Genomic DNA, 23534 nt, shown 5'->3' on the forward strand with positions numbered 1-23534 from the left:
ACGAAATATTGTTCATCGTACGTAATAAATAAGGTGTGAATTAATAAAAAAAAGCGTTGACTCTTCTATATGAAAAATCAACGCTTCTTCGCAAAGCTGGTTTCTATTCAAAAACTATTACCAAATAGACACTCGTTTGTCTTTAGGAACGAACATCGGGTCTTGCTCGGTAATGTTGAATGCTTCGTACCATGTTCCGATTTGAGGAAGCGCGCCGTCTACACGCCATTTGCCCAATGAGTGGGGGTCGAGTTTGGTCAATCGGAGAATTTCTTCCGGACGGATATTTCCCGCCCATACATTAGCGTAAGCAAGGAAGAAACGTTGTTCGGGGGTAAATCCGTCAACAGTTTCGAGCGGTGCGTTCGCTGTTGCGTTCTTGAAAGCCTGGTAGGAAACTTGCAGACCGCCATGGTCGGCTATGTTCTCACCGAGAGTCAGTTCACCGTTGGCATGTACGCCCGGAGCAACTTCAATACTGTCAAAGAAGTTCACCATCACTTGGGCACGTTCTTCGAACTTCTTGGCATCTTCTTCCGTCCACCAGTCTTTCAGGTTTCCGTCTTTGTCATATTGACGTCCCTGGTCGTCGAATCCGTGGGTCATTTCATGTCCGATAACGACTCCGATAGCACCGTAGTTCATGGCGTCGTCGGCATTCATATCAAAGAATGGCGGTTGCAGGATGGCTGCGGGGAAGCAGATTTCGTTCGTAGTCGGGTTATAGTATGCGTTGACAGTCTGCGGTGTCATCAGCCATTCGTCCTTGTCGACGGGCTTACCGGCTTTGGCAATCATTTCATTGTAATCCCATTGGTTGGCACGTTCAATGTTTGCCCAGTAAGAATCGTTTTTAATCTCCAGTGCGGAATAATCTTTCCATTTGTCCGGATAACCGATTTTTACATGGAAGGTAGCCAGTTTTTCCAAAGCTTTCTCTTTGGTCGGTTCGCTCATCCATTCCAGTCCTTTGATGCGTTCGCCCAAAGAAGTTTGCAGGTTCTTCACCAGTGTGACCATACGTTCTTTGGCAGCAGCGGGGAAGTATTTTTCTACGTACATCTGTCCTACTACTTCGCCGAGCACACCGTCTACCGTGCTTACAGAACGTTTCCAACGAGGTTGCATTTCTTTTTTGCCGGACATGGTACGGCTGTAGAAGTCGAAGTTCTGAGCTTCGAAGTCATCGCTCAGATAAGAAGCGGCGGCATCTATCAATCCCCATTGCAGATATAGTTTCTGTTCTTCCAATGGTACGGTATTGATAACATCGGCAACTTCTTTCATGGCAGCAGGCTGACCAATGTTCACTTCTTTGAGGTCTTTCAAACCGGAGATAGTGAAATATGTATCCCAATCGAAAGTCGGGAAGTTCTTTTTCAGCGTTTCCATGTCCATCTTGTTGTAGTTGGCATGAGGGTCACGCAGTTCTACCTGTGAACGGGCTGCTTTGGCAAGGCGGGTTTCGATGTTCATCACGGCTTTTACCGCTTTTTGTGCGGTAGCTTCATCATAGCCTGCCAACTGGAACATCTTGGCGATGTGTTCCTGATATTTGTTGCGGATATTTTTAGTCTGTTCGTCATCTTCAAGGTAATAGTCGCGTTGTCCCATTCCGATACCGCCCTGGTAGGTCTGCACCATATTCATGGAGCTGTTCATATCATCGGCGCTTACGAACATGGTGAAGTAAGGGCGGATGCCTTTCTTCTGGCTTTCGGCGATGTATGCGTAGATATCTTTCTTATCTTTGAGCGCGTCGATAGCTTCCAGTTCGACTTTAATCGGAGCTACACCTTCCTGGTTCAGTTTCACGCTGTCCATTGCGATGTTGTAAAGGTCACCCACTTTTTGAGCGGCGCTGCCCGGAGCGTTGTCTGTCTTTGAAGCCAGTTCGGCAATCAAGGCTTTCAGTTGTTCACGGCTGTTTTCACGCAACATGTCGAATGTTCCGAAACGGGAGTACTCGTCCGTCAACGGATGGTCTTTCACCCAACCGCCACAAGCGTATTGATAAAAACTTGTACCCGGCATAGCCGTGGTATCCAGATTAGCAAGGTCGATACCGGACGTCAGCACGGCCTCTTTCTTACTGTTACATCCTGTTGTCATAAGGCATACGGCAAGAATTGGTAAATACTTGGTTACTTTCATATTCAATATAATAATTATAGAATTATCATGCTATTTGGTGTCAAAGTTACAGGTTCATTATATATAACGTTTAACACCCGTTGTTTTGTTCTAGCCTTTCACCTCTTCCAGCTCCATCGAAACACGCTCCCACTCTTCGACGATGGTATCTAACTGCTGTTTCAGTTGCTGATGCTGTTCATACAGTTTCATGTCTGAAGCTCCTTCAGGAGTTGCCATTTTCTCTTCAACTATGGCAATCGCTGACTCGGTTTCTTCTATCGAGGTTTCACAATCCGCTACCTGCCGTTCGAGTTTCTTCACTTTCTTATTCAGTTCCTTCTGCGCTTCATAAGAGAGTTTGTTCTCTGAAGGCTGCGCCGAATCCTGTTCAGCCCCTTTGGCAGAAGCCGTAGGAGAAGACGATAATGACGCTCCTTTCTGAAGTTCGTTCAGGCTGTCTATCTTTTTCTTTTGCAAGAATTCATAGATGCCACTAAGGTGTTCTTTCACTACTCCACCACCGAACTCATATACTTTAGTCGCAAGCCCGTCCAAAAAATCACGGTCGTGGCTGACAAGAATGACTGTTCCGTCAAATTCGCGGATGGCTTCCTTCAATACATCTTTTGAACGCATATCCAAATGGTTGGTCGGTTCGTCGAGAATCAGGAAGTTGACAGGTTCGAGAAGCAGCTTAATCATTGCCAGTCGGGTACGTTCACCGCCGGAGAGGACTTTCACCTTTTTGTCCGAGGCTTCGCCGCCGAACATGAAAGCGCCCAGTATATCCCGTATCTTCAGACGGATATCTCCTGTAGCTACACGGTCGATGGTATCGAATACCGTCAGGTTTTCGTCCAACATCTGGGCTTGGTTCTGCGCGAAATAGCCGATTTGGACATTGTGACCGATGGTGAGCTTACCGTCAAAATCAATCTCTCCCATGATGCATTTTACCAAAGTAGACTTACCTTCACCATTCTTACCGACAAATGCGACTTTTTCGCCCCGGTTGATGGTGAGGTTCACGTCATGGAAAACGACGTGGTCACCATAGGCTTTGCGCACGTCTTCACAGATAACGGGATAGTTTCCGCTACGACTGGCAGGCGGGAATTTCAAACGCAATGCGGAGTTGTCTTCTTCGTCCACTTCGATGCGGTCTATCTTTTCCAGTTGCTTGATACGGCTTTGCACTTGCACGGCTTTGGTAGCCTTATAGCGGAAGCGTTCGATAAAATCTTCCGTGTCCTGTATCTGTTTCTGTTGGTTTTCGTAGGCACGAAGTTGCTGTTCGCGACGTTCCTTGCGCAAAACGACAAACTCGTCATATTTCACCTTATAGTCATAAATCTGCCCACAAGTAATCTCAATCGTACGGGTAGTCACATTATTAAGGAAAGCACGGTCATGGCTGACTAACACAACTGCATTGGCACGGGTTGCCAGGAAATTCTCCAACCATTGGATACTTTCAATATCAAGGTGGTTGGTCGGCTCGTCGAGCAGGAGTACATCCGGACGACGAAGCAGCAGTTTTGCCAATTCGATACGCATACGCCATCCACCGGAGAATTCCGAAGTGGGGCGTTCTAAATCTTCCCTGCTGAAGCCGAGTCCGAGAAGTGTCCGTTCAATTTCCGCCTGATAGTTTGTGCCGCCCATCATTAGGTAACGGTCGTTCTCGTGGGTGAAACGGTCTATCAACTGGTGATATTCTTCCGAATCATAGTCTGTCCGCTCGGCAAGTTCCTGATTCATCCGTTCCAGCTTCGCCTGAAGTTCAAATATATGTTCGAATGCCAGTTCCGCCTCTCCCATCACCGTCCGGTTGTCGGAGAGAATCATGACCTGTGGCAAATATCCGATGGTAACATCTTTCGGAGTAGCTACGACTCCATGTGTCGGCGACTGTAAGCCCGCCAATATCTTGAGCATGGTGGATTTACCCGCACCATTCTTGCCGACCAGCGCAATACGGTCTTTCTTATTAATGACATAACTGACATCCGAAAAAAGCGGCGTCGCATTAAATTCTACTGATAATCCTTCTACTGAAATCACTTCTGTCTCTGATTTATAAGATTTTGGACTGCAAAGATAACGCATCCAAACGGAATTAGCTGCTTCCGAGACGATGGAATTTAATAGTAAGGACACAAAAAAGGCGTAGATATGCATTAAACTGCATAGCCTACGCCTTATTTCAATATTTTCTTAATCAGAACAACTTGGCAGGATATTCACCGGCATCTACCAATGCCTGAATCTTGTCTACTACGCTCTGACGGTCTTCCGGATAAGTAACACCGAACCATTTGCTGGTAGTATCAAGAACTTCTACTGTCGCAGTTCCGTCATTAATCAATTTATCCACCATCAACGGGATGAAGAATTCGCTCTTCAGGTTTTCCATGTTCTTCGGGTCACTCAGGAAAGTTTTGAAAAACTCTTCGCTGTATGCAAAGTAATCAGGAGTGAAGCCCCAGAAGTTCATACTTACCGGAGTAGTGTCGGGAGTAGCAGTCCATTCACCGTTGTCGTCAATGTATTTCACTTCGCCGTCAAGACGTTGAATTTTTGTACGTTCTACGACAGAAGTCAACAGACCTTTAGCATCTGTACTACAAATACCACGGGATACTGTACCGCTCTCACTTAATGTATTTCCTACACGGAAACCTACCATTGAGTAAACGTTCTTTGAATTTTCAGGAAGAGCGGAAAGGAATTTACCCATTACCTGGAAAGAGTCACGACCGTAGAAGTCATCGCAGTTGATTACCGCAAACGGTTCTTTAATCACATCGGCACCCATCATCACCGCATGGTTAGTACCCCAAGGTTTGGTGCGGTCTGCCGGGCAAGTGAAGCCTTCGGGAAGATCGTCGATAGACTGGAATACCAGTTCGCAAGGAATGTGGCCTTCGTATTTGGAAATAATTTTATCACGGAAATCTTGTTCAAAATCTTTGCGGATTACAAATACAAGCTTGCCAAATCCGGCATTGATAGCATCATAGATAGAGTAATCCATAATAGTTTCGCCATTAGGGCCCAGACCATCCAATTGTTTCAAGCCTCCATAACGGCTGCCCATACCGGCTGCCAATAAGAATAAAGTTGGTTTCATAAATTGTGTAATATTAAAAGGTTAGTGATGTCAACGGCATCAGATTTCGGTGCAAATTTACAAAAATAGTTGATACCGACAGGACAAATATCAATCATTATTCACTAAAAGCGTACAAAAATCATTCACTAGAAGGGGTAACCGATAGCAAAATGTATTCCCAGATTCTTGAAGAAAGCTCCGGTGACATTGTAATAACCGCTCCGTTCCGTGTCATACGGCAGATGTAAAGGAATACCGAAGTCGAGACGGAAGACGAGGATATCCATGTCGTAGCGGACACCGAGCCCCGTGCCCAAAGCGATCTGTTTCGGGAAAGTTTTCAGGCGGAGCTGCGAATTGGGGCGAGCCTCATCCTTACGCATCAGCCAGACGTTTCCTGCATCAAGGAAGGTGGCTCCCCAGATGCTCTTGAAGATGCGGAAACGATATTCCACATTCGCTTCGAAGCGGAAAGTTCCTGTCTGGTCAAGATAGGAATACCGGCTTTCTTCAGGATGGTATCCACCCGGTCCGATGCTACGTACCGTGAAGGCACGGATACTGTTGGCACCACCTACGTAGAATTGTTCGCTATATGGGGCTATGGTGGAATTACCATAAGAGAAGAGAGCACCCAGTGCTACGCGGGAAGCAATCTTATTATTCTTATCCATATTCCATAAATGGCGGAATTCGGTGTTGAATTTCATAAATTGGGAGAACGGCGCACCCAGGAGCTTTTTCCCTTCTTCATCGTACGGACGGCCAAAAGCACGGTAGATGGTAGATGTCAAGTTTCCGGCAGAAGTAACAGTGGATTGCCACCAAATAGGATTCTTTACCCGGCGTGCCGAAGCGTTGTCATAGGTGTATGTGTATTCCATGGCCGGGATAAATTGGTTGTCCAAGCTGATATATAGCGCAGGATTGGCAGCGGCTATTTCCTGGAATTCTTTCGTACGATGCTGTAAGACATTAAACGTCAGTTTGAAAGGCGTAATGCTATGACGGCTTGTGCGGGTCGGTTGGAAATCATAGGTTGCGTTTCCACCGAATGACAATAGTTTGTAATACTTGGCACGGTTCAACTGATCGACGTATAGGCGGAATGTAGTGGTAGCCGGGAAGTCAAATTCCATTTTACCCAGGCGGGGGAATACGACTCTCGGGAAGGTGAGAGATGTGGAAAGCCCCATTTCCCAACTGTTCATTAACGAACTTTTGTTTCCGCCACCGGTTTGCCATTCATAAGAACCTTTCAGTTTTACGTTCCAGCTTTCTCCACCACCGAATACGTTGTTACGGGTGACTCCGAATGAAGCACCGGGACCGGTCTGGTCGTTACTTTTGGTTACTACATTAAGTTCCAGTTCGGCATCCAGCGGTTTGGCGAAAGTGGCCTGCATCGTAATATCCAATGTATCGCAGAGGGCTGTCGTATCTTTGGGAGCGTATTGTATGTCCATATAGCTGAATATTCCCAGTTGGCTAAGTTTCTCCTGTACCTGCTCCTGACGATACTGGCTGTAAAGGCGGGTGCGGTTGGAAGCGCGCATCTGGGCATTACGCACAAATTGCTGATAATTCAGCCAACGGTAGAGCATATTGGGACGAACCTGTAATTTATTGTAATAGTGGATACTAAGGTTCTTGTATAGCATACTGTCGTTCGGAGCTTCGCCGTTCTTTCCAAACAGATAGACAGACGCATCGCCTACATAATAGGGACGTTGTGCAGCAGCGGGTAATCCCGGAACGGGAATCAAGCGCAGGCTGATATGTCCGCCGGGAATCAAGGTTGTATCTGCCTGGTATGTCATATAGTCGGGACGGAAATAAAAATATCCGCGGTTACGCAGCAGCGTGCTGATGCGGGTACGTTCTTCGTCCAAGTCTACCACGCTGAACTGTTCGCCGGGACTTATATAGGACATCCGGCGTCCGCGCTCCATAATCCGTAGGGTTTGAGGGGTGAAACGCTGATAATAAACCGTATCAATGAAGTAGGGATTCTTCATATCTACCGTATAGACGATACTTGCTTTCAGACTGTCTTTCTTGTCGACCAGTGTTTGGTAAGTCACTTTTCCGTTGAAATAGCCATAATCACGCAACAGGTTGGTTGTTACTTTGATTCGGACATCCGGATTGACGGTAGAGATAAAGACAGGCGGGTTGGCGGCAAAGCGGTTGAACATCCACTTGCCGAAGCCTTTTTTGTATTTCACGAAATCGTTGTACATCCACATTTTGAAAGGGATGGGCAGAAATCCGCCGAACATTTTCGTACTGGGAGTTTTGTCGAGAGCGGCATTAATTTCAGTCAGAGCTGTCACACCTACCGGTGTAGTCGATTTATTCTCTACAACAGTTTTACTACCGGTATAAAGCACTTCCCCTTCGGGCAGATGCTTTGTCACTGAACAGCCGGAAAACAGGATGATACCAATCAGACTTATTACTACTATGTTACTATATATACTTTTCATGCTTACTTCTTTTTCTTAAAGATGAACAGTTCACTGAGCTTATCCAGTTTCTTGCGAAGTACCAGACCGACTCCGGTTTCCGTAATCTCGCCTTCGAGCACACTCTCGTAGTTCTTGTCATAGAACAGACGGACGTAGCGTGTCCCTGTCCTATCCAAACGGTATTCCAGAGAGATATTATCGATAAAGGATTCGGCATCGTTCGCCGCATTCTCGCCTGTTGATACCTTCCCGCCAATCACAATCTGGAAACGGTTGTTGAAGAGACGTTGCGAATAACGGAAACTATAATCCGTGCGCTTGCCACCCGTATCCGAGTTATCATGGTCTTCGACACCGACAGAGAGACTTGCATTCTTCAGGTTACCCATCAATGAGTTAATCTGGCTGCTCAATACGGAAGTCAGGGCGGAACCCATGTTCAGTTTACCGAGTCCACCGCCGCCACCGCCAATCGGCCCGGTGCCGAGGTAAGTTTTCATTACCATGATATATAGTGCTTGTTTACCGCGTTCTTCGGCACCCATAGCAGTCAGTTCATTTTGTACGGTCGCATCTTCGGGAGCTGACACATCGAATGCAAACGAAAGATTATCCAAACGGTTCTTGACTACGACGGAGACGTCGAAGTTGACCATGCGGCTTCCGCCGTTCTCCCCTTCGGATACGGACGCACGGATGCGGTCGGTCGCCTTGAAGTTCAACATCGGATCCATCGGATTTCCCGTCCATTCCACATAGCTGCCGTTGTCAATGGCAAATTCTTTCGCGGCAATCACCGGTAAGGCGTATTTCATCAAGCCGCCACTCAAGGTGTAACGTCCGGTCAGGGTCAGGTCGCCTTGCGGAGTGTATTTCATGGAGAGGTCACCGCCGCCTTCCAATTCGATGCGGTTGTCATTGCTTGCGTCCAAATCGACTTTTACCCGGACGGACGGGTCGATATGCACCATCATCGCCATATCCAGTCCGCCTAACGAGACGGTCGGCACTTCCTGGCGGACAACGGTCGTGGTGTCACTGAATGAGGTGAAGGTCACAAGGCTTCCCAAGCGGTCTTGTACGGTTAATGGTGAGTCGGTCAAGACATACGAGACGTCGGTATTGCCCAACAGGCTTACGTTTCCACGCATATTAAGCCCCTCCAAAGGCCCTTTCACCGTTGCACGGAAATCGGCGAATACTTTACCGTAAACCAGGCTTTCACGGGTGCGTTTGGCATCCAGCAACGTATAGTTCTGTGCCAGCATATTCAGGTTTGCCATCGGACGGCTCATATCACGGAAGTCTACATAGCCGTCAATGGTAAACGGATTCTTCGATGTAGTGTAGATAGCGAATTTATCAAATAACAGCCGGTTATTTTTTATCTGCACAGGACGATTGTCAAACATGAAACGGGCACCATACTGGCGGGAAAGGACGGCAACGCTATCCAGTATCAGTTCGCCGTTTATCAAAGGCTGCTCCGTGCTGCCCGTGATGTTCAGATTACCATCCATATCACCGGACAAGGTGACCATCTGGTCGGGAATAAATACATTGGCTACCCGGAGCGGGAAATGTTCCAGTGTCGTATTCACTTCCAGGCTGTCTTTACCCGTCCGGGTGGGAAGTAGTTTTCCATCCGCTACCAGTACTTCCACCTGGTCATGATTCAGGTAAGCATTCAGATATTGTTTTCCCTGTTCGCCGGGCAACCAGGTAGCGCCCAATGCAACGTCACCGATACGTTGGCGTTCATAGGTCAATTCATTAATAGACGCCTCAGCTGAGAGTTGCAAATCCTTTTCTGTCTGTATATAATGAGCTTCCAATGAGAACAATCCGGTTATTTCGGGAAAATAAGGCAATACGCTCGTAATCTCTTGCAGGCGGATTCTGCGTATTTCGACGTCTATATTCTGCAAAGATACCGTATCTCCTTGCACAGAGTGGACTCGAAATCCCATTCCTTCCTCATCCCACATATCCACGTTGGCATATACACGCATATTCTTATGCAGGTATATCCAGTTGTGATTCTCGTTGAAATGGAACTTTTGGAAGGCGACAATCGGATTTTCCGGAATCAGCGTAAAAGCTATTCCATTCCCCCTGCCCTGTCCTTCGAAAAGAGGACGGGCGTTGACACCCAATAATACGCCTGTTTCTCCTTTGCCGTTTTTGTAATCTACCAGTAATTCTGCGTCACGGTCACGGATTTCTCCTGTCAGAGTGGTGGAGAAAGAGAATTGCGGGTTCTTCGGCCCGTTTATCACTCCGGCACGCAGCTTCATAAGCGTGGTATCTTGTTTGACGGTGAAGAAGATGGTATCCAGTTGTAACGTGTCCATTTTCAATGCATGAATGGCAGCCTTACCGTTGATTCCCCAATCGGGGGCTGTGCCGAATTTCATGGAAGCATCATGATAAGATATGTTCCTGGTAGCCAGGAAATAGGCCAGCGGATTCTCTTTTCCTGCGGAGAAAGAGAGAATGGCTGTCGGCAATGCCTCGCGCAGTTCGGCATGGTTCAAGGCCTTTTCTTCTATCTGCTTCATCAATACATCTACGAAATGGGTAGACTGACGAATCAAAGGATTAACACCGGAACGGGCACTCAGGTTGAGTTTCATATCGCCTGATATCAGGTGCGCAAAGACACGGTTCTGACGGGCTTCGGCAGAAAGATTGAAAGCGAGCGGACGCTTCATCGGTTCGGGCATCAGTCCCAGTTCGTGTAAATCGAGTTGGGTAACATCAACCGTTACTTTTCCGTCGGGATAGCTGTGTGCCAGGTTGTATTCGGCATCTGTCGTCATTTTCAACAGAGCATTATCACTTGTCAGATTAGCTGTCACTAATGCACCTTTCAAAGCTCCCGTCAGATTAACATTGGAGAGATGGTATTGGGCATAGTGAAGCTGGTCTAACGTCAAATCCAGTTTGGCGTAAGAGTGATAAGACATAATATCCAAGCCGCGTCCATCGGCAGTTGCCGAGAGAGAGAGTTCGTAAATAGAGTCTTTCGGCAGGAAGTTATGGAGTTGAAGGTTGTCAATTTTCAGGTCGGCTTTGTAGACTTCGGTAGCTGTGTTTAGCGCAGCGTTCACATCCATTGCTCCTTGTCCTTCTTTCAGGTGCAGTTTTGCTTTGTATTCAGGGCCTTTGATGTCAACCTGGGCAACCATGTTCATGCTGTCGGGGATGACAATCGTTCCATTAGGAGCTTCACCGGACAAAGCAGTCAGGAAGTTCAGGTTTTGAGTAATCATCTTCAGCCCGATGGTTCCCGAACGGGTGATGCTGTCAGCCAGGTTTTCGAGGATACCGCCGCCTTCTAAAGAGAATGCGCCCGGAAGGTCAACCGTAAAACGGGAAATCTGCATTTCTTTCAGGTTGCCGTCCGTACCGGCGCGGATAACAAGGGGACGGAAAGGATAGGCTTCTTTGAAGCTATCCGGCAGTTCTCCGGTGAATAGCATAACATCTTCTTTGCCAATATAGGCATTGAGATTGGCAGAAAGGCGTCCTGTAGTCGGGATATTGACAAGTTCCCAATAAGTATTAGCGGATAAATCTATTTCGGAATGAGGAGTTTGCAGTTTCAAGCCGGGAATGCTAATGATTGAATCGTTGGAGTATGCCCTGCCTGTCAGTGAGGTGATGCTTAGTCCGGAACGTTCGTTCATGGTAAATTCACGAATGATGGCGTTCATATCCCTACCCTTATATAATAAGGAGTCAAGACCGATGCGGACATCACGAACGGCAATATGGGAAGCGTCGAAACCATCGACGGGCTTGGCGGCTCCGGTGTCGTAGCTGGCGGAAGTGCCCGATAGCAGGAACTTCTTCAAACCATAGAACTGATTTTTCAAGTCGGCCCGGGCATCGTCAATAGCTGCTTCGCCGATATGTGCCGCCATCCGCATGGAGTCAGCAGGAAGTTGCATACTGAACGATACGTTTTTCAGTTTCAGTTGATGAAGGTCTACTTTCCAGTTTATGGGGGCGGAAGCTGTAGTATCTTTCGGAGTAGTCATGGTGTCGTTCATCAGCAGTTGCACGTGGGTGTCGGAGAGTTCCGCCTGGTTGATGACTGCTATTTCATTGGATAGGTCAACGCCGTGACTTTGCAAGAAAAAGTGTCCTAAAACTCCTTGTATCTGCATTCCTTCTATCATACTGGCAGAATTGACGGCAACCCGGTTCAAGGTCACTTCGTCTACTTCGACTTTTCCTTTGATGAGCGGCCATGCCTGCACGCGTACATTCAGACTTTCCAAAGACAAGAGTGTGTCCGGCTGCTGAATGACTTCCACGCCACGTACCAACAGATTGAGCGGAAAACGAAGGTCAATCCGTTCCACCTGAATCTGCATTCCGGTTACTTTTGATGCATAAGCAGTTACCTCCCGACGCAAAAGATTCTGTACGGGCGGAATGTAAAGCAATACCATTAGTATTACAAAGAGTATTATAGGAGTAAGCAGTATCCAGCTTACCCATCGTATCCATTTTCGTTTCATGTAAAAATGTGCCAGTGTAAATAAGGTGACACAAAGTAAACAATTTATTTTGAGAAAAGGTTTGGATAACGGCAAGAAAGATATAATGACTGGCTAAGGAGTAGAATATTTCTGCCTAATCGTCGTTTTTCATCGACATCAAATAGCTTTCCGCCTCGCTGATTATCATACAAACTGTTGACAATGTAGTCGACGTTGCATCGCCTATCTCACTCGTGAAAGATTCTCCACGACAGGATTCCAGGTATTTCAAAGGGGTTATGGCTTCGGATGCACCTATCAGTGTGAGAAGGGGGAGCAGCTTATGCGCCATGGCGGCTATTCCGTCCGTTTCTTTATCGGCCAGGGCTTGCTGCATCCGTTCAATATTCTTTTTGGTTTCTTCTATGAAGGTCTGAATGATAGAGTAGGCCGCTTCGGAATCATCTTCGGAATAGACGGTAAGTGCGGAGAAGTTTATTCCGGTGTTTCCCATGTCTTCTGTGATATGGGCTTCGTCGGCCGAAAGCTGTCCTTCGTTGACGGTCAGCAGTAGTTCTTTCACGGTAAATGGTTTATGCAGGCATCCGGCAAAGCCATGTTCGTGCAGGACAGCTTTATCCATTTCGCTACGGGCGGTCACGGCAATCACAGGAATGGTCTTTGCTTGCGGTATGTTAGACGCACGCAGCAGTTTCACTAAATCGAAGCCGTTAATGGCCGGCATTTGTATGTCTGTCAGTAGTACGTCGAACACTGAGGTTCGGAGTTGTTCTATCAGCTCTTCGAGTTGCTCGCAGCATACCGCATCAATGCCGTGTTGTTTCAACATGGCGGCTGTCAGACTAAGCTGGATTTTATCATCGTCAATCAAGAGGACTCGGATTACTTTCATCGAGGGAACGACAGTCGCCCCTTCGTCCATATCCATAGCTTCGCTTTCGGATGATGGTTTACTTTCCATGATGGATTCTCCAATCGGATAAAGCGGCAAAACGACGGTGAAACAACTCCCCTCACCCAGTGTGCTTTCTACGCTGATTTTTCCTTCGAGCAAAGTAACCAGTTTTTTCACGATGGACAAGCCGAGCCCGAAACCTTCTTCTCCTTGCGCACCGGAAAGACGTGTAAATTCCTGGAAGATGCGTTCACGGTCTTCTGTTGCCATCCCTTTTCCGGTGTCTGCAATGGCTATTGTCAATTTAGAGGAGTCATAAGTGGCCGTGAGGGTGATTTCGCCTTTCTGTGTGAATTTTACGGCGTTGGATACAAGGTTATTCACGATTTGCCGGAGTCGCAGAGGGTCGCTGATATATTTTCCGTTTAATTCCGAAGCTACGTGACATTGCAAAGTCAGTCCTTTGGCAGCGGTCAATGGTTCGAAACTGACATAGATTTCATCAAAGAGTTGGGAAGGGTTAAAAGTGACACGGTTCACTTCCGCTTTATTGAGGTCGAGCCGATGGAAGTCGAGCAAGTCACTTACCAGTTTCAACAAATGTTCCGAAGAACTTTTCATATTGTCGAGATAGAAACGCTGGCGTTCGTCTTCAGTCAGTCGGGACAGAAGTTCGGTATATCCCATGATAGAGCCCAGCGGCGCTTTAAAGTCATGAGTGATGGCAAGCATCAGTTTCTCACGGGCGACGAGCAGGTCTTCCGCCCGCCTGTTGGCTATTTCAAGTTCACGGCGATAGCGGTTGCTACGGGAGATATCCCGCATAATCAATATCAGGAAAAAGGCGGACAGCAATACGGCACCAATGGCAATGCCGGCAATGATACGCGCCGAACGCATTCGCACTTCCTGTTGGAGTTCGGCATCCTGACGGGCACGTAAGGTCATCTCTTCCTCGTATTGTTTTATCAGGGTATCCATCCGGGCTGTCAACTGAGTATTCATCCGCTGGTACTTCGTACTGGTGCGGCGGATTGTTTTTCTGCGTTGCAGCCGTTTCTCTTCCGTAGCCATGCGGATTTTCTGTTGCAGGGAGTCTTTTGAAGAAGTCGGTTCGAGAATGGTATCTGTGGCTATTTCCAGTGATGTGTTGACTAATACGGCACTGTCCTGTTTGGAAGGGACAAATACTTCCGACAGCCGCTTGAAAAAACCTTTCTTTTTAGGGGTGGTTATCAAAGAATCACGTTTGGTTATGACGCGATGTTGCACCCGTTGCTGAACAATGATAGAGTCTTGTTCGGATATGATTTCTTCGATTTCCGAAGCGGAAAGAAGGCTGTCGTTTGCTTCGCTCAACACCCGTAACATCTGAATTGTATTCTGATCCTTCTCATGGAGAAGAGCCAGAAGGCTGTCCGTCCGCAGGTTCTGCTGGTCATCCGCAGCCGACAAGGTTTCCATCTCCCGATGTACAAACACCAAAGAAAAAAGAAGTATTGCCAGTAACAACGTGTAACCGGCGGTGATTTTTAACTTTGTGAAACGGAAGGAAGCCATCGGGTATTAAATATTAAGTTTTTAAGTATTAGGTTCGGAGCTTGGAGTCGGGAAGTTTCGTCATATGGTGAAACCGCCACCAAAGCATTAATCCTGCACTTGTCAGTCCGAAAGGGAACGCCATCCAAACACCTACCACGCCCCATTCCATTATAAAGCCGCAGAAGTAACCTACGGGAAGGGAGATGATAAAATAGGCGATAAAGGCGATGACCATCATCAGCTTTACATCCGAGATTCCACGCAAAGCGTTGGCAAAAGTAATCTGCAATCCGTCACCAAACTGATAGACGAGGAAGGGAAATATAAGGGAAGTAACCATAGCGGCTACTTCCGGACTGTCGGTAAACCAACTTCCCAAGTGATTCCTGCAAAGAAAGACGATGAAAGAAAGTACGACACCCAATGTCATCATCAGGTGAAAACCGGCATAGGCGGAACGGCGTACATTGATTATATCATTCTGACCTTTGAAGTTACTGACACGAACGGCTACGGCAGCACCCATCCCGTAATACATCATAAAGGTGAATTGGGAAATTGCCAGCATAACTTGATGGGAAGCCAGAGCAATCGTCCCCAGCCAGCCGATCATTATGGCGCTCAGGCTGAAAGAGGCTGTCTCCATTCCCATCTGGAAAGCAACCGGCCATCCGAGTCCGTTCAATCGCCCGAAGATGGCACGTGACCATCCCAAGCGGAGAAAACCTATCTTATAGCGAACGAAACGAGAGCTGCGTACAAAGATGATGATAAACACGATGACCATCACGATACGTGAAAACAGGGTGCTGATACCCGCTCCCAACAAGCCCATTTCGGGAAATCCGAGCTTCCCATAAATCAGGATATAGTTGCCGATGATGTTCAGGACGTTTCCGCCCAGCAGTATCCACATAGCGGTTTTGGTATCTGTGATTCCGTCCGTAAATTGTTTGAACCCGTTAAAAAGCATGACAAACACCAGAGAAGTAAGCAGAACCAGATAATAAGGTTTAATCAGAGGAATCAACTCGTCCGGTTGTCCGAGACGTTCTATGTTCAGGAAAAGGACAGTCATGCAGACAGTCAGCAGAAGTGCGACCATCAGATTTGCCAGCAGACTGTTGCGTAAGGCTTGTCCGGCAGGGGCGTATTGGCGGGTACCGTACAGACCGCCCACAATGGGCGTCAGTCCGTACGAAAATCCGGTGCTGAAAATGATAGCCAGATTGAACACATTATTCACGAAAGATGCCGCACCCAGTTCTATTGTGCTATGATGCCCAATCATCAGTGTATCGGCAAATCCGAGTATAATAACGCCTATCTGTCCGATGACAATAGGTAATCCGAGATAAATCAGTGCTTTGTAATGGTCTCTGTATATATCAAATAGTCTCTTCATTATTTTTGTTTTATAAATTAGGATTTATCAGGCACGGATTACGTTGTTGTCTTATGCAACCATATTTCTAAGAACCGTGAAATCCGCGTAATCCGTGCCTGATAAAAAATCCTCATTTACTTTTATAATAGAGTACAACCCCGTTCTCTTTCCGGAAAGCCGATTGAGCTACAGTCTGCAACTGCGCAGCAGTGACGGAGCGATAACGGTCTACTTCTTTTTCCATGTCTTCGGCCTGTCCCAATAACTCGAACCAAGCAAGGTTGGTAGCTACATTCAGATAATTGATGTTACCGAATATTTGGGTAGACTCAAATTTATTTTTTACTTTTTCCAGTTCCTGTTCGCTGACAAGTTCCTGTTGCAGGCAATCCAATTCTTCACGGACAGCGGCTTCGGCCTGTTCCAGAGTCACGCCTGCAGATGGTTTTCCGGCAATATGAAACAATCCCGCGTCTACGCTGCCTGAGATATAAGCGTCGATACTCGAAAATAGTTGTTTCTCTTGGATGAGACGCTGGTTCAGACGGCTGGAACGTCCGTTGCTCAATATATCCGACAGTATATCAAAAGCATAATAATCCGGATGGCGATGGTCGCACATATGGTAACTCATGAATAAGGCGTCGAGGGGAACATTCCGTTCTACCGTCAACCGGCGTTCTTCTGTCTGTTCCGCTTCCTGCGGAAGATTCCGTCGGGGAACTTCCCGACGGGGAATAGGGCCGAACCATTTTTCTGTCAGCGCTACCGCTTCTTCGAAAGTGATATTACCTGTCACGGACAGAATCGCATTGTTCGGGGCATAAAAGCGGAAGAAGAATGCTTTTACCTCTTCCAGTGTCGCGTTGGCAATGTGCGACAGGTCTTTGCCGATGGTAGGCCATTGATAGGGATGCGCCTGATAAGCCAGAGGACGGAGAAGATGTCCCACGTCTCCATAAGGCTGATTCAGACAGCGCTGCTTGAATTCTTCCATGACTACACCTCGCTGCACTTCCAGACTCCGTTCGCTGAAATCAAGGCTCAACATACGGTCGGATTCCAGCCAAAAGCCGGTTTCCACGTTCTGACGAGGTACAGTGAGGTAGTAATTGGTGATATCATTGTTCGTCCAGGCATTATTCTCGCCACTCGCCAGTTGAAGCGGCATATCATAATCGGGAATATTCACCGAGCCGCCGAACATCAGATGTTCGAACAGATGGGCAAAGCCGGTATGTTCGGGGTGTTCGTCACGAGCTCCCACATTATATAATATATTAAGGGCCACCATCTGCGTACTTTCGTCCTGCGAATGTACCAGACGCAACCCATTGTCAAGAATGTGCCTGTTGATTTTCATATCATTTAGTCAAGTATTGTCGCTTTTATTATCTTCACATCTTCTTCGGGACGGTCGCTACGGTCTGTCTTGACCTTCTGGATTTTATCCACGATGTCCATACCTTCCACCACTTCGCCGAATACAGTATATTCGTCGTCCAGATGCGGAGTACCGCCTACGGTAGTATATGCTTCAATCTGTTCGGGAGTGAAGTGGAATTCCGGTTCTTTAGCAGCCATTTCCTGAGCTTCGGCAAACAGTTTTTCCTGTAAGTCATAAAGTCCGTTTTCATCGTTCTCCTTACGCATCTTATAGATTTCTTTCATATGCTTCTGTGCCAATGAGTTGAAAATAACGTTGATTTTATTTTCATTCATCTGGCTTTCCATACCGAGCAATGTAGAATCATTGTAGACCTTACCTGTCACGATATAGAACTGACAACCGGAAGATTCTTTTTTTGGGTTTACATTGTCTCCCTGACGGGCTGCCGACAAAGCGCCTTTCTTATGGAAATATTTCGGATATACGAATTCTGCCGGAATGGTATAACCCACATCTCCTGAACCCAGCATTTTTCCTTTCGGCGCATTCTTTGAATCCGGGTCGCCTGCCTGAATCATAAAATCCTTGATGACACGATGGAACAATGTCCCTTCATATACTCCGTCCTTCACCAGTTTGATAAAATTATCACGATGCTTTGGTGTCTCATTGTACAACTTCACTTTGATGTCTCCGGCAGTTGTTTCAATCTTTACCAATGTCTCTTTATCCATGTCTCCTCCTTTTTTTGTTCCGGTTTTGCAGGAAGTTAACCCGCAAAACGATATGGTTAATAATATCAATACAATCTTTTTCATAACGCTTTTATTTAATTTAAGTTTGCAAATATACCACTTTCGCCTAAATCATCTTACCTTTGTGACTTAAAAGAATCAAAACCTGACATCATGAAAGCCATATTAATAGTTGAAGATGATATAACTTTTGGGATGATGCTCAAAACCTGGTTAGGCAAAAAAGGGTTTGAGGTGTCGTCAGTGAGTAATATTGCGCGTGCCCGGAAGCATATCGAAAGTCAGACTGTTGACCTGGTATTATCAGATTTACGGCTACCCGATTACGAGGGTATCGATTTGTTGAAATGGATGAATGAACGGGGAATGGATATTCCTCTGATTATCATGACAGGGTATGCGGATATTCAGTCTGCCGTACTGGCGATGAAGCTCGGAGCACGGGATTATATTGCCAAGCCTGTGAATCCTGAAGAGTTACTGAAGAAAATATCCGAGGCTTTGCAGGCGGAAAGTAGTCCGGCGGCAACTCATTCTACAGTCCGGAGCTCTTCCAACCCTAAAAAAGGCACTTCCCATTCATCACAAGGTACTTCCGAAACTCTCCACTCTTATCTGGAAGGAGAAAGTGATGCCGCCAAGCAACTATACAATTATGTAGGATTGGTGGCCCCGACCAATATGTCCGTACTAATAAACGGTTCCAGCGGAACGGGAAAAGAATATGTGGCGCATCGTATCCATCAGCTCAGCAAACGAAGTGACAAGCCGTTTATTGCCGTAGATTGCGGCTCTATCCCCAAGGAACTGGCAGCTTCCGAGTTTTTCGGTCATGTGAAAGGCTCTTTCACGGGTGCACTGACGGACAAAACCGGAGCTTTCGTCGCAGCCAACGGCGGCACTATCTTTTTGGATGAAATCGGGAATCTTAGTTATGAGGTGCAGATTCAATTACTTCGTGCCCTGCAAGAAAGGAAGATACGTCCGGTCGGTTCTACACAGGAAATATCCGTAGATATCCGACTGGTATCCGCTACCAACGAGAATCTGGAACAAGCTATCGAAAAGGGAACGTTCCGCGAGGATCTTTACCACCGTATTAATGAATTCACTTTGCGGATGCCTGACTTGAAAGAACGGAAAGAGGACATTCTGCTCTTCGCTAATTTCTTCCTCGACCAGGCCAACAAGGAACTGGACAAGCATCTGATCGGCTTTGACACAAAAGCGTCACAGGCTTTGCTGAGTTATCACTGGCCGGGAAATATACGGCAGATGAAGAACATCGTCAAAAGAGCGACTTTATTGGCACAAGGAAGTTTTATTACTTTATTGGAACTGGGAACTGAATTGCTGGAAGTTCCAGTACCCACCAGTAGTAGTAGTATGGCACTCCGCAATGAAGAGACTGAAAAAGAACATATTCTGGAAGCATTGCGCCAAACCGGAAACAACAAGAGCAAAGCTGCGCAATTATTGGATATTGACCGGAAAACTTTATATAATAAGTTGAAGTTATATAATATTGATTTGTAGGTGACAGTTCAAAGATACTGGCCTTATAATAAGGTAGACTAAGCATCTAATAGCCCTTTATTCTTATTGATTTCTATAGGCATTCTTTTATAACTGATTCACTATTCAGACTTATTTCATTCGTTACTTTTATTTCGTTCCACTATAGTGTACTTTGCGTTCCACTATAGTGCTCCGCAAAAAGAATAAGTAATGAAGCTAATCCAATTAGGCAAAATAAGAAATAAAAATACCGCTATCTCATCTTCCAACCACCAAAAAGTGTTTTCTTAAAGCAAGCCTTGTTCTGTTTCGCCTCGTCCGAATCATATTCTATAGCACGATCGAAATACTCTATCGCTTGCGGTATATCCTGCTCTGTCCCTCGTCCGAATCCATAAGCAACACCGAGAGCGTTCAGCACCATGGCATCAAGAGGCTCCCACACCTCACCAAGCATATCATTCTCTTCTATCTCGGAAAGGAATTCGAATGCGGCATCATCATCTTGAAAAGTACCAAGACCATTTTGATAACAGATGGCAAGCTCGGCTGCCGGTTGCCAAGAGTCCTCATCATCCATATTTTGATACGCTTTATTCAACCATACAACTGCCTTGGCATAATCCTGTGCAATATTGCCACGCCCTTCAAAATAAAAGTTTCCTATCTGGAACTGTGCTTTTGCGTTGCCTGCTTCCGCTGCTATCATATAATTCTCAAAGGCCTTATCCAAATCTTCATCAACCCCATAACCGGTTCCGTAACACACAGCCACATTATAGGCGGACTGGACATCTCCGCGCTCCACTGCCATCGAATAATAATGGAAGGCTCCTTCCGCATCATCATACTCATCTTCCAGCAACTTGCCATAGTCATTGCAAGTAAGCGGATCACCTGTATCAGCAAGCTGTTTCAGATAGTTTTCGTATACCTCTTCATCAATATCCGCCAGTCCGGACTCATAAATCGTACGATAATTGCCGAATGCAGCAGGCAGACCATTATCGAACGAGTTTTCATAGTATTGTGCCGCTATGGGATAAGCAAAAGCATAATATTCATCTCCAGAATTGTACTTGCGGCTTTCTTCGTCGCCACGAATAACGAGATAATCGCCATAGAACAGGACGTTTCCCACCATATACTGACTAAAGGCATCTCCCTCCTGCGCCTGCTGCTGCACCGCCGTAAAAGCTTCCTCAAGCGAAGCGAAAGGCATCGTTTTCCGAACTGCGGGAGACAAGTTGCCGGTACGCAAGGCACACAATACCCCATCGGCACTACCCAGACGCACACTCTCCTTTATCAACCGGGACGCCAGTTCCTCATCTACGGGAAATTCCGCCCCGCACCAGACAAATTCCTCCCCCAAATGGCACCGTCCAAGATAGCAGCAAGCATCTGCATCTCCCTTTTCCGCTGCCTGACGCAGAAGTTCATACCCTTCCCACATTTGTTCTTTGTCGTAGCTTTTCCATATTTTGTCAATGGCAACAGCTACCGTTTCACTGTGTTTCATTGTTACAAATTATTGTATATCCGTTTTCTTTCGATAAGTCATTTATCCTTTATTCATCGTTGGCGACTTCCTCCGTTATGTCCACCCATTCATCCGTCATCCGAGGAAATTCACGTTTATGGTAATAATTGTAAAGCCAGTATCTGACACGCCCGATATAAGGGGCATGAGTCATGAACACCACCCAATCCCCTTCTTCATTATTCCCTCCTGTCTCAACGATATAATCGTCTTTCGTCCCTCTCACTTCCAGATAACCGTTCTGGCAACCGGGAGTCCTCAACAACAGCGAAGCACATTTACCGGCTTCGAGATTCTCGAGAGCTGCTAAAACATCTTCATAAGTGATATATTTGTATTCTTCGTTGTCCACATACAGATAATACGGCTCATCGTCAGGAGGCACCGGAGTGTAATGCCCTTTCTCCCAATCACTGATTTCCGGAATTTCAAGCCGTTCGAAGTAGTTATAGAACATCCGGACAATATCATCCGATCTATATCCACCACAGACATACCTCATCAACCCGTCAGTCATGGCAAAATATACGGCAACCTGCGGATTGCCATCCGGCACAGCCATACACGATATCCCCGAACAGTTGCCGTAAGGAGTGATTACAGTACGACAGTTACTAAGCCATACGTCCCCGTATTTATCCAGATTCTCGATCGCCCGCCGAATTTCTTCTTTGGAGACTCGTGACGTCTGTTCACGACCTTCCGAATAGTTCAATACAAATTGCATGGATGGTCCCGACGGTTCAATCTTTTCTGTCTTTTGCTTTCTCCCCGAAAAAATTTGTTTAAAGAATGAAAAGCCCATTTTATGCACTCTTAATAGTTTTGCTAATGCAAAAATAAAGAGATATTTTCAAAATAAGAGCAATTCTTTTCCACAAACCGTTCTTTTATTCACCAATATTTTTCAATCCTTTCATAGCCGAAGATTTTGCTGCGCTCATCCTCCATGCCCTGTATTTGCCTACATATAATCTGTGCACCAATCATACTGAAAGTTATGCCGTTTCCGCCATACCCCAAATCAAAGAACATCCGCTCCTTGCCCGGCCACGTACCGATAAAAGGTAAACCATCTTTTGTGGTACTGAACGTGCCGCACCATGCCATCTCAGTTTTGAAAGGAATATCCGGAAACAATTTCTTGAATTTCTTTTCCAATATGCGGGTTTTCTTTCTAAGCAAGGCATCACGGCGTTCCGGATCGCAGAACTTCTCATCTTCACCGCCAATGATGATACGATTGCCACCGGTAGTCCGGATATATAAATACGGATCGGCAGTTTCCCAAATCAGACAGTGCTCAGGCCAAAGCTCAGCGGGATTCACCGGATGTGACACCAATGCATAAGTTGACGTCAAATCCATAATCTCTTGCGGCAGGAACTTTCCAGCTTCAAATCCGGCTGCCACAATCACATATTTACAATTAATCTTATGTCCTCCGTCTGTTTCTATGACATATCCCCCCTGCTTCTCAACACATTCCTTTACACCCGTATGCGTAAAAACTTTTAGCCCGTCTTCCTTCATATGGTAAAGCAACAGACCGGTAGCTGCTCTATAAGCGTCAATTTGTGCCGACACCTCGTTCAACAATCCACAGCCCGGTGCCTCCAACTTATAACGTTTCTTTATCTCTTCCTTCCCGAGCAGATGGACAGGCAGATTATGTTTTTTCCTCATCTCATATTCTTCCTTCACAAGTTGCTCATCTTTCGAAGTGCTGGCATAGAACAGACTTGGTACCCTCTCAAAACAGCCATCCACCCCCGTCGATTCCAACACCTTTTCAATGTCGGAAATAGACTGTAGACACGCACGGTATGCGGATACAGCATTATCCTCCCCAATCATTTCCGACATACAGCAAAGAGGAACATCTATTTCATATTGTAATAAAGCAGTACTCGCCGCAGAGCTTCCTGTCGCAATGCTACGCTTGTCAACGACACAACATTTCAAACCGGCACTACACAATTCGTGCACCATCAAAGCACCGGTTATCCCGGAGCCAACCACTACGATATCCGTAGAGTAATCATCTTTCAATGGATGAAAATAATCCAATAACGAGTTTTTAATGACCCAATAGGGCAATCCTGAATGTAAGTCCATAATACAACTGAATATACTGGTTCAACACTAGTTACGTTCTCATTTGAAACAACAGTACATGAAAAAATATGGTTCGAAGGATATTTATTTTTTTTAACACAACACATAAATGTCATCACAAAAATTACCAAACAAAAAATCTTTCCGGGC

13 protein-coding genes are annotated in these 23534 nt (G+C 46.3%); 1 reads left to right on the top strand and 12 read right to left on the bottom strand.

Annotated features, from left to right (window positions below):
* Window positions 1-117: 117 nt before the first annotated feature.
* The 9 genes from BQ7997_RS11715 to BQ7997_RS11755 form a co-directional block, all read right to left on the bottom strand.
* The gene (locus BQ7997_RS11715) at window positions 118-2154 is read right to left on the bottom strand and encodes a M13 family metallopeptidase (protein WP_073346615.1); all 2037 of its coding nucleotides are present in this window, start codon (window positions 2152-2154) and stop codon (window positions 118-120) included.
* A 90-nt stretch (window positions 2155-2244) separates the two neighbouring features.
* Window positions 2245-4200, bottom strand: a complete 1956-nt coding sequence (locus BQ7997_RS11720) for an ABC-F family ATP-binding cassette domain-containing protein (RefSeq protein WP_073347375.1) — start codon at window positions 4198-4200, stop codon at window positions 2245-2247.
* 157 nt (window positions 4201-4357) lie between these two features.
* On the bottom strand, window positions 4358-5269 hold the full coding sequence (locus tag BQ7997_RS11725; protein WP_022138786.1) for a nucleotidyltransferase family protein: 912 nt from the start codon (window positions 5267-5269) through the stop codon (window positions 4358-4360).
* 128 nt (window positions 5270-5397) lie between these two features.
* A complete protein-coding gene (gene tamL / locus BQ7997_RS11730; RefSeq protein ID WP_022138785.1) occupies window positions 5398-7740 on the bottom strand; it encodes a translocation and assembly module lipoprotein TamL in 2343 nt (780 codons plus the stop codon).
* A gap of 2 nt (window positions 7741-7742) precedes the next feature.
* On the bottom strand, window positions 7743-12254 hold the full coding sequence (locus BQ7997_RS11735; RefSeq protein ID WP_073346618.1) for a translocation/assembly module TamB domain-containing protein: 4512 nt from the start codon (window positions 12252-12254) through the stop codon (window positions 7743-7745).
* A gap of 115 nt (window positions 12255-12369) precedes the next feature.
* Window positions 12370-14691, bottom strand: coding sequence for an ATP-binding response regulator (locus BQ7997_RS11740; RefSeq protein ID WP_073346620.1), 2322 nt, complete (start codon window positions 14689-14691; stop codon window positions 12370-12372).
* 28 nt (window positions 14692-14719) lie between these two features.
* The gene (locus tag BQ7997_RS11745) at window positions 14720-16078 is read right to left on the bottom strand and encodes an MATE family efflux transporter (RefSeq protein WP_073346623.1); all 1359 of its coding nucleotides are present in this window, start codon (window positions 16076-16078) and stop codon (window positions 14720-14722) included.
* Between the two features lie 112 nt (window positions 16079-16190).
* Window positions 16191-17423: a M16 family metallopeptidase gene (locus BQ7997_RS11750; protein WP_073346625.1), complete on the bottom strand. Its 1233-nt coding sequence runs from the start codon at window positions 17421-17423 to the stop codon at window positions 16191-16193.
* A gap of 5 nt (window positions 17424-17428) precedes the next feature.
* Entirely contained in the window at window positions 17429-18268 is an 840-nt protein-coding gene (locus BQ7997_RS11755) for a peptidylprolyl isomerase (protein ID WP_073346628.1), read from the bottom strand.
* Between the two features lie 87 nt (window positions 18269-18355).
* Here BQ7997_RS11755 and BQ7997_RS11760 point away from each other — a divergent pair, with 87 nt between their 5' ends.
* Entirely contained in the window at window positions 18356-19741 is a 1386-nt protein-coding gene (locus BQ7997_RS11760; RefSeq protein ID WP_073346631.1) for a sigma-54-dependent transcriptional regulator, read from the top strand.
* A gap of 235 nt (window positions 19742-19976) precedes the next feature.
* On the opposite strand, the gene BQ7997_RS11765 is transcribed toward BQ7997_RS11760, so the two are convergent.
* From BQ7997_RS11765 to BQ7997_RS11775, 3 genes are all read right to left on the bottom strand, one after another.
* On the bottom strand, window positions 19977-21245 hold the full coding sequence (locus tag BQ7997_RS11765) for a tetratricopeptide repeat protein (RefSeq protein ID WP_073346633.1): 1269 nt from the start codon (window positions 21243-21245) through the stop codon (window positions 19977-19979).
* Window positions 21246-21294: 49 nt separating this feature from the next.
* Window positions 21295-22071 carry a histone H3/H4 domain-containing protein gene (locus tag BQ7997_RS11770; RefSeq protein ID WP_073346635.1) on the bottom strand — a complete coding sequence of 259 codons (777 nt, stop codon included), beginning with the start codon at window positions 22069-22071 and terminating at the stop codon, window positions 21295-21297.
* A gap of 89 nt (window positions 22072-22160) precedes the next feature.
* Window positions 22161-23384 (bottom strand): NAD(P)/FAD-dependent oxidoreductase, encoded by a 1224-nt coding sequence (locus tag BQ7997_RS11775; protein ID WP_073346636.1) that lies wholly within the window; start codon window positions 23382-23384, stop codon window positions 22161-22163.
* Window positions 23385-23534 lie beyond the last annotated feature (150 nt).

Source organism: Bacteroides congonensis (assembly GCF_900130125.1).
In the GTDB taxonomy this organism is placed as follows: Bacteria; Bacteroidota; Bacteroidia; order Bacteroidales; family Bacteroidaceae; genus Bacteroides; species Bacteroides congonensis.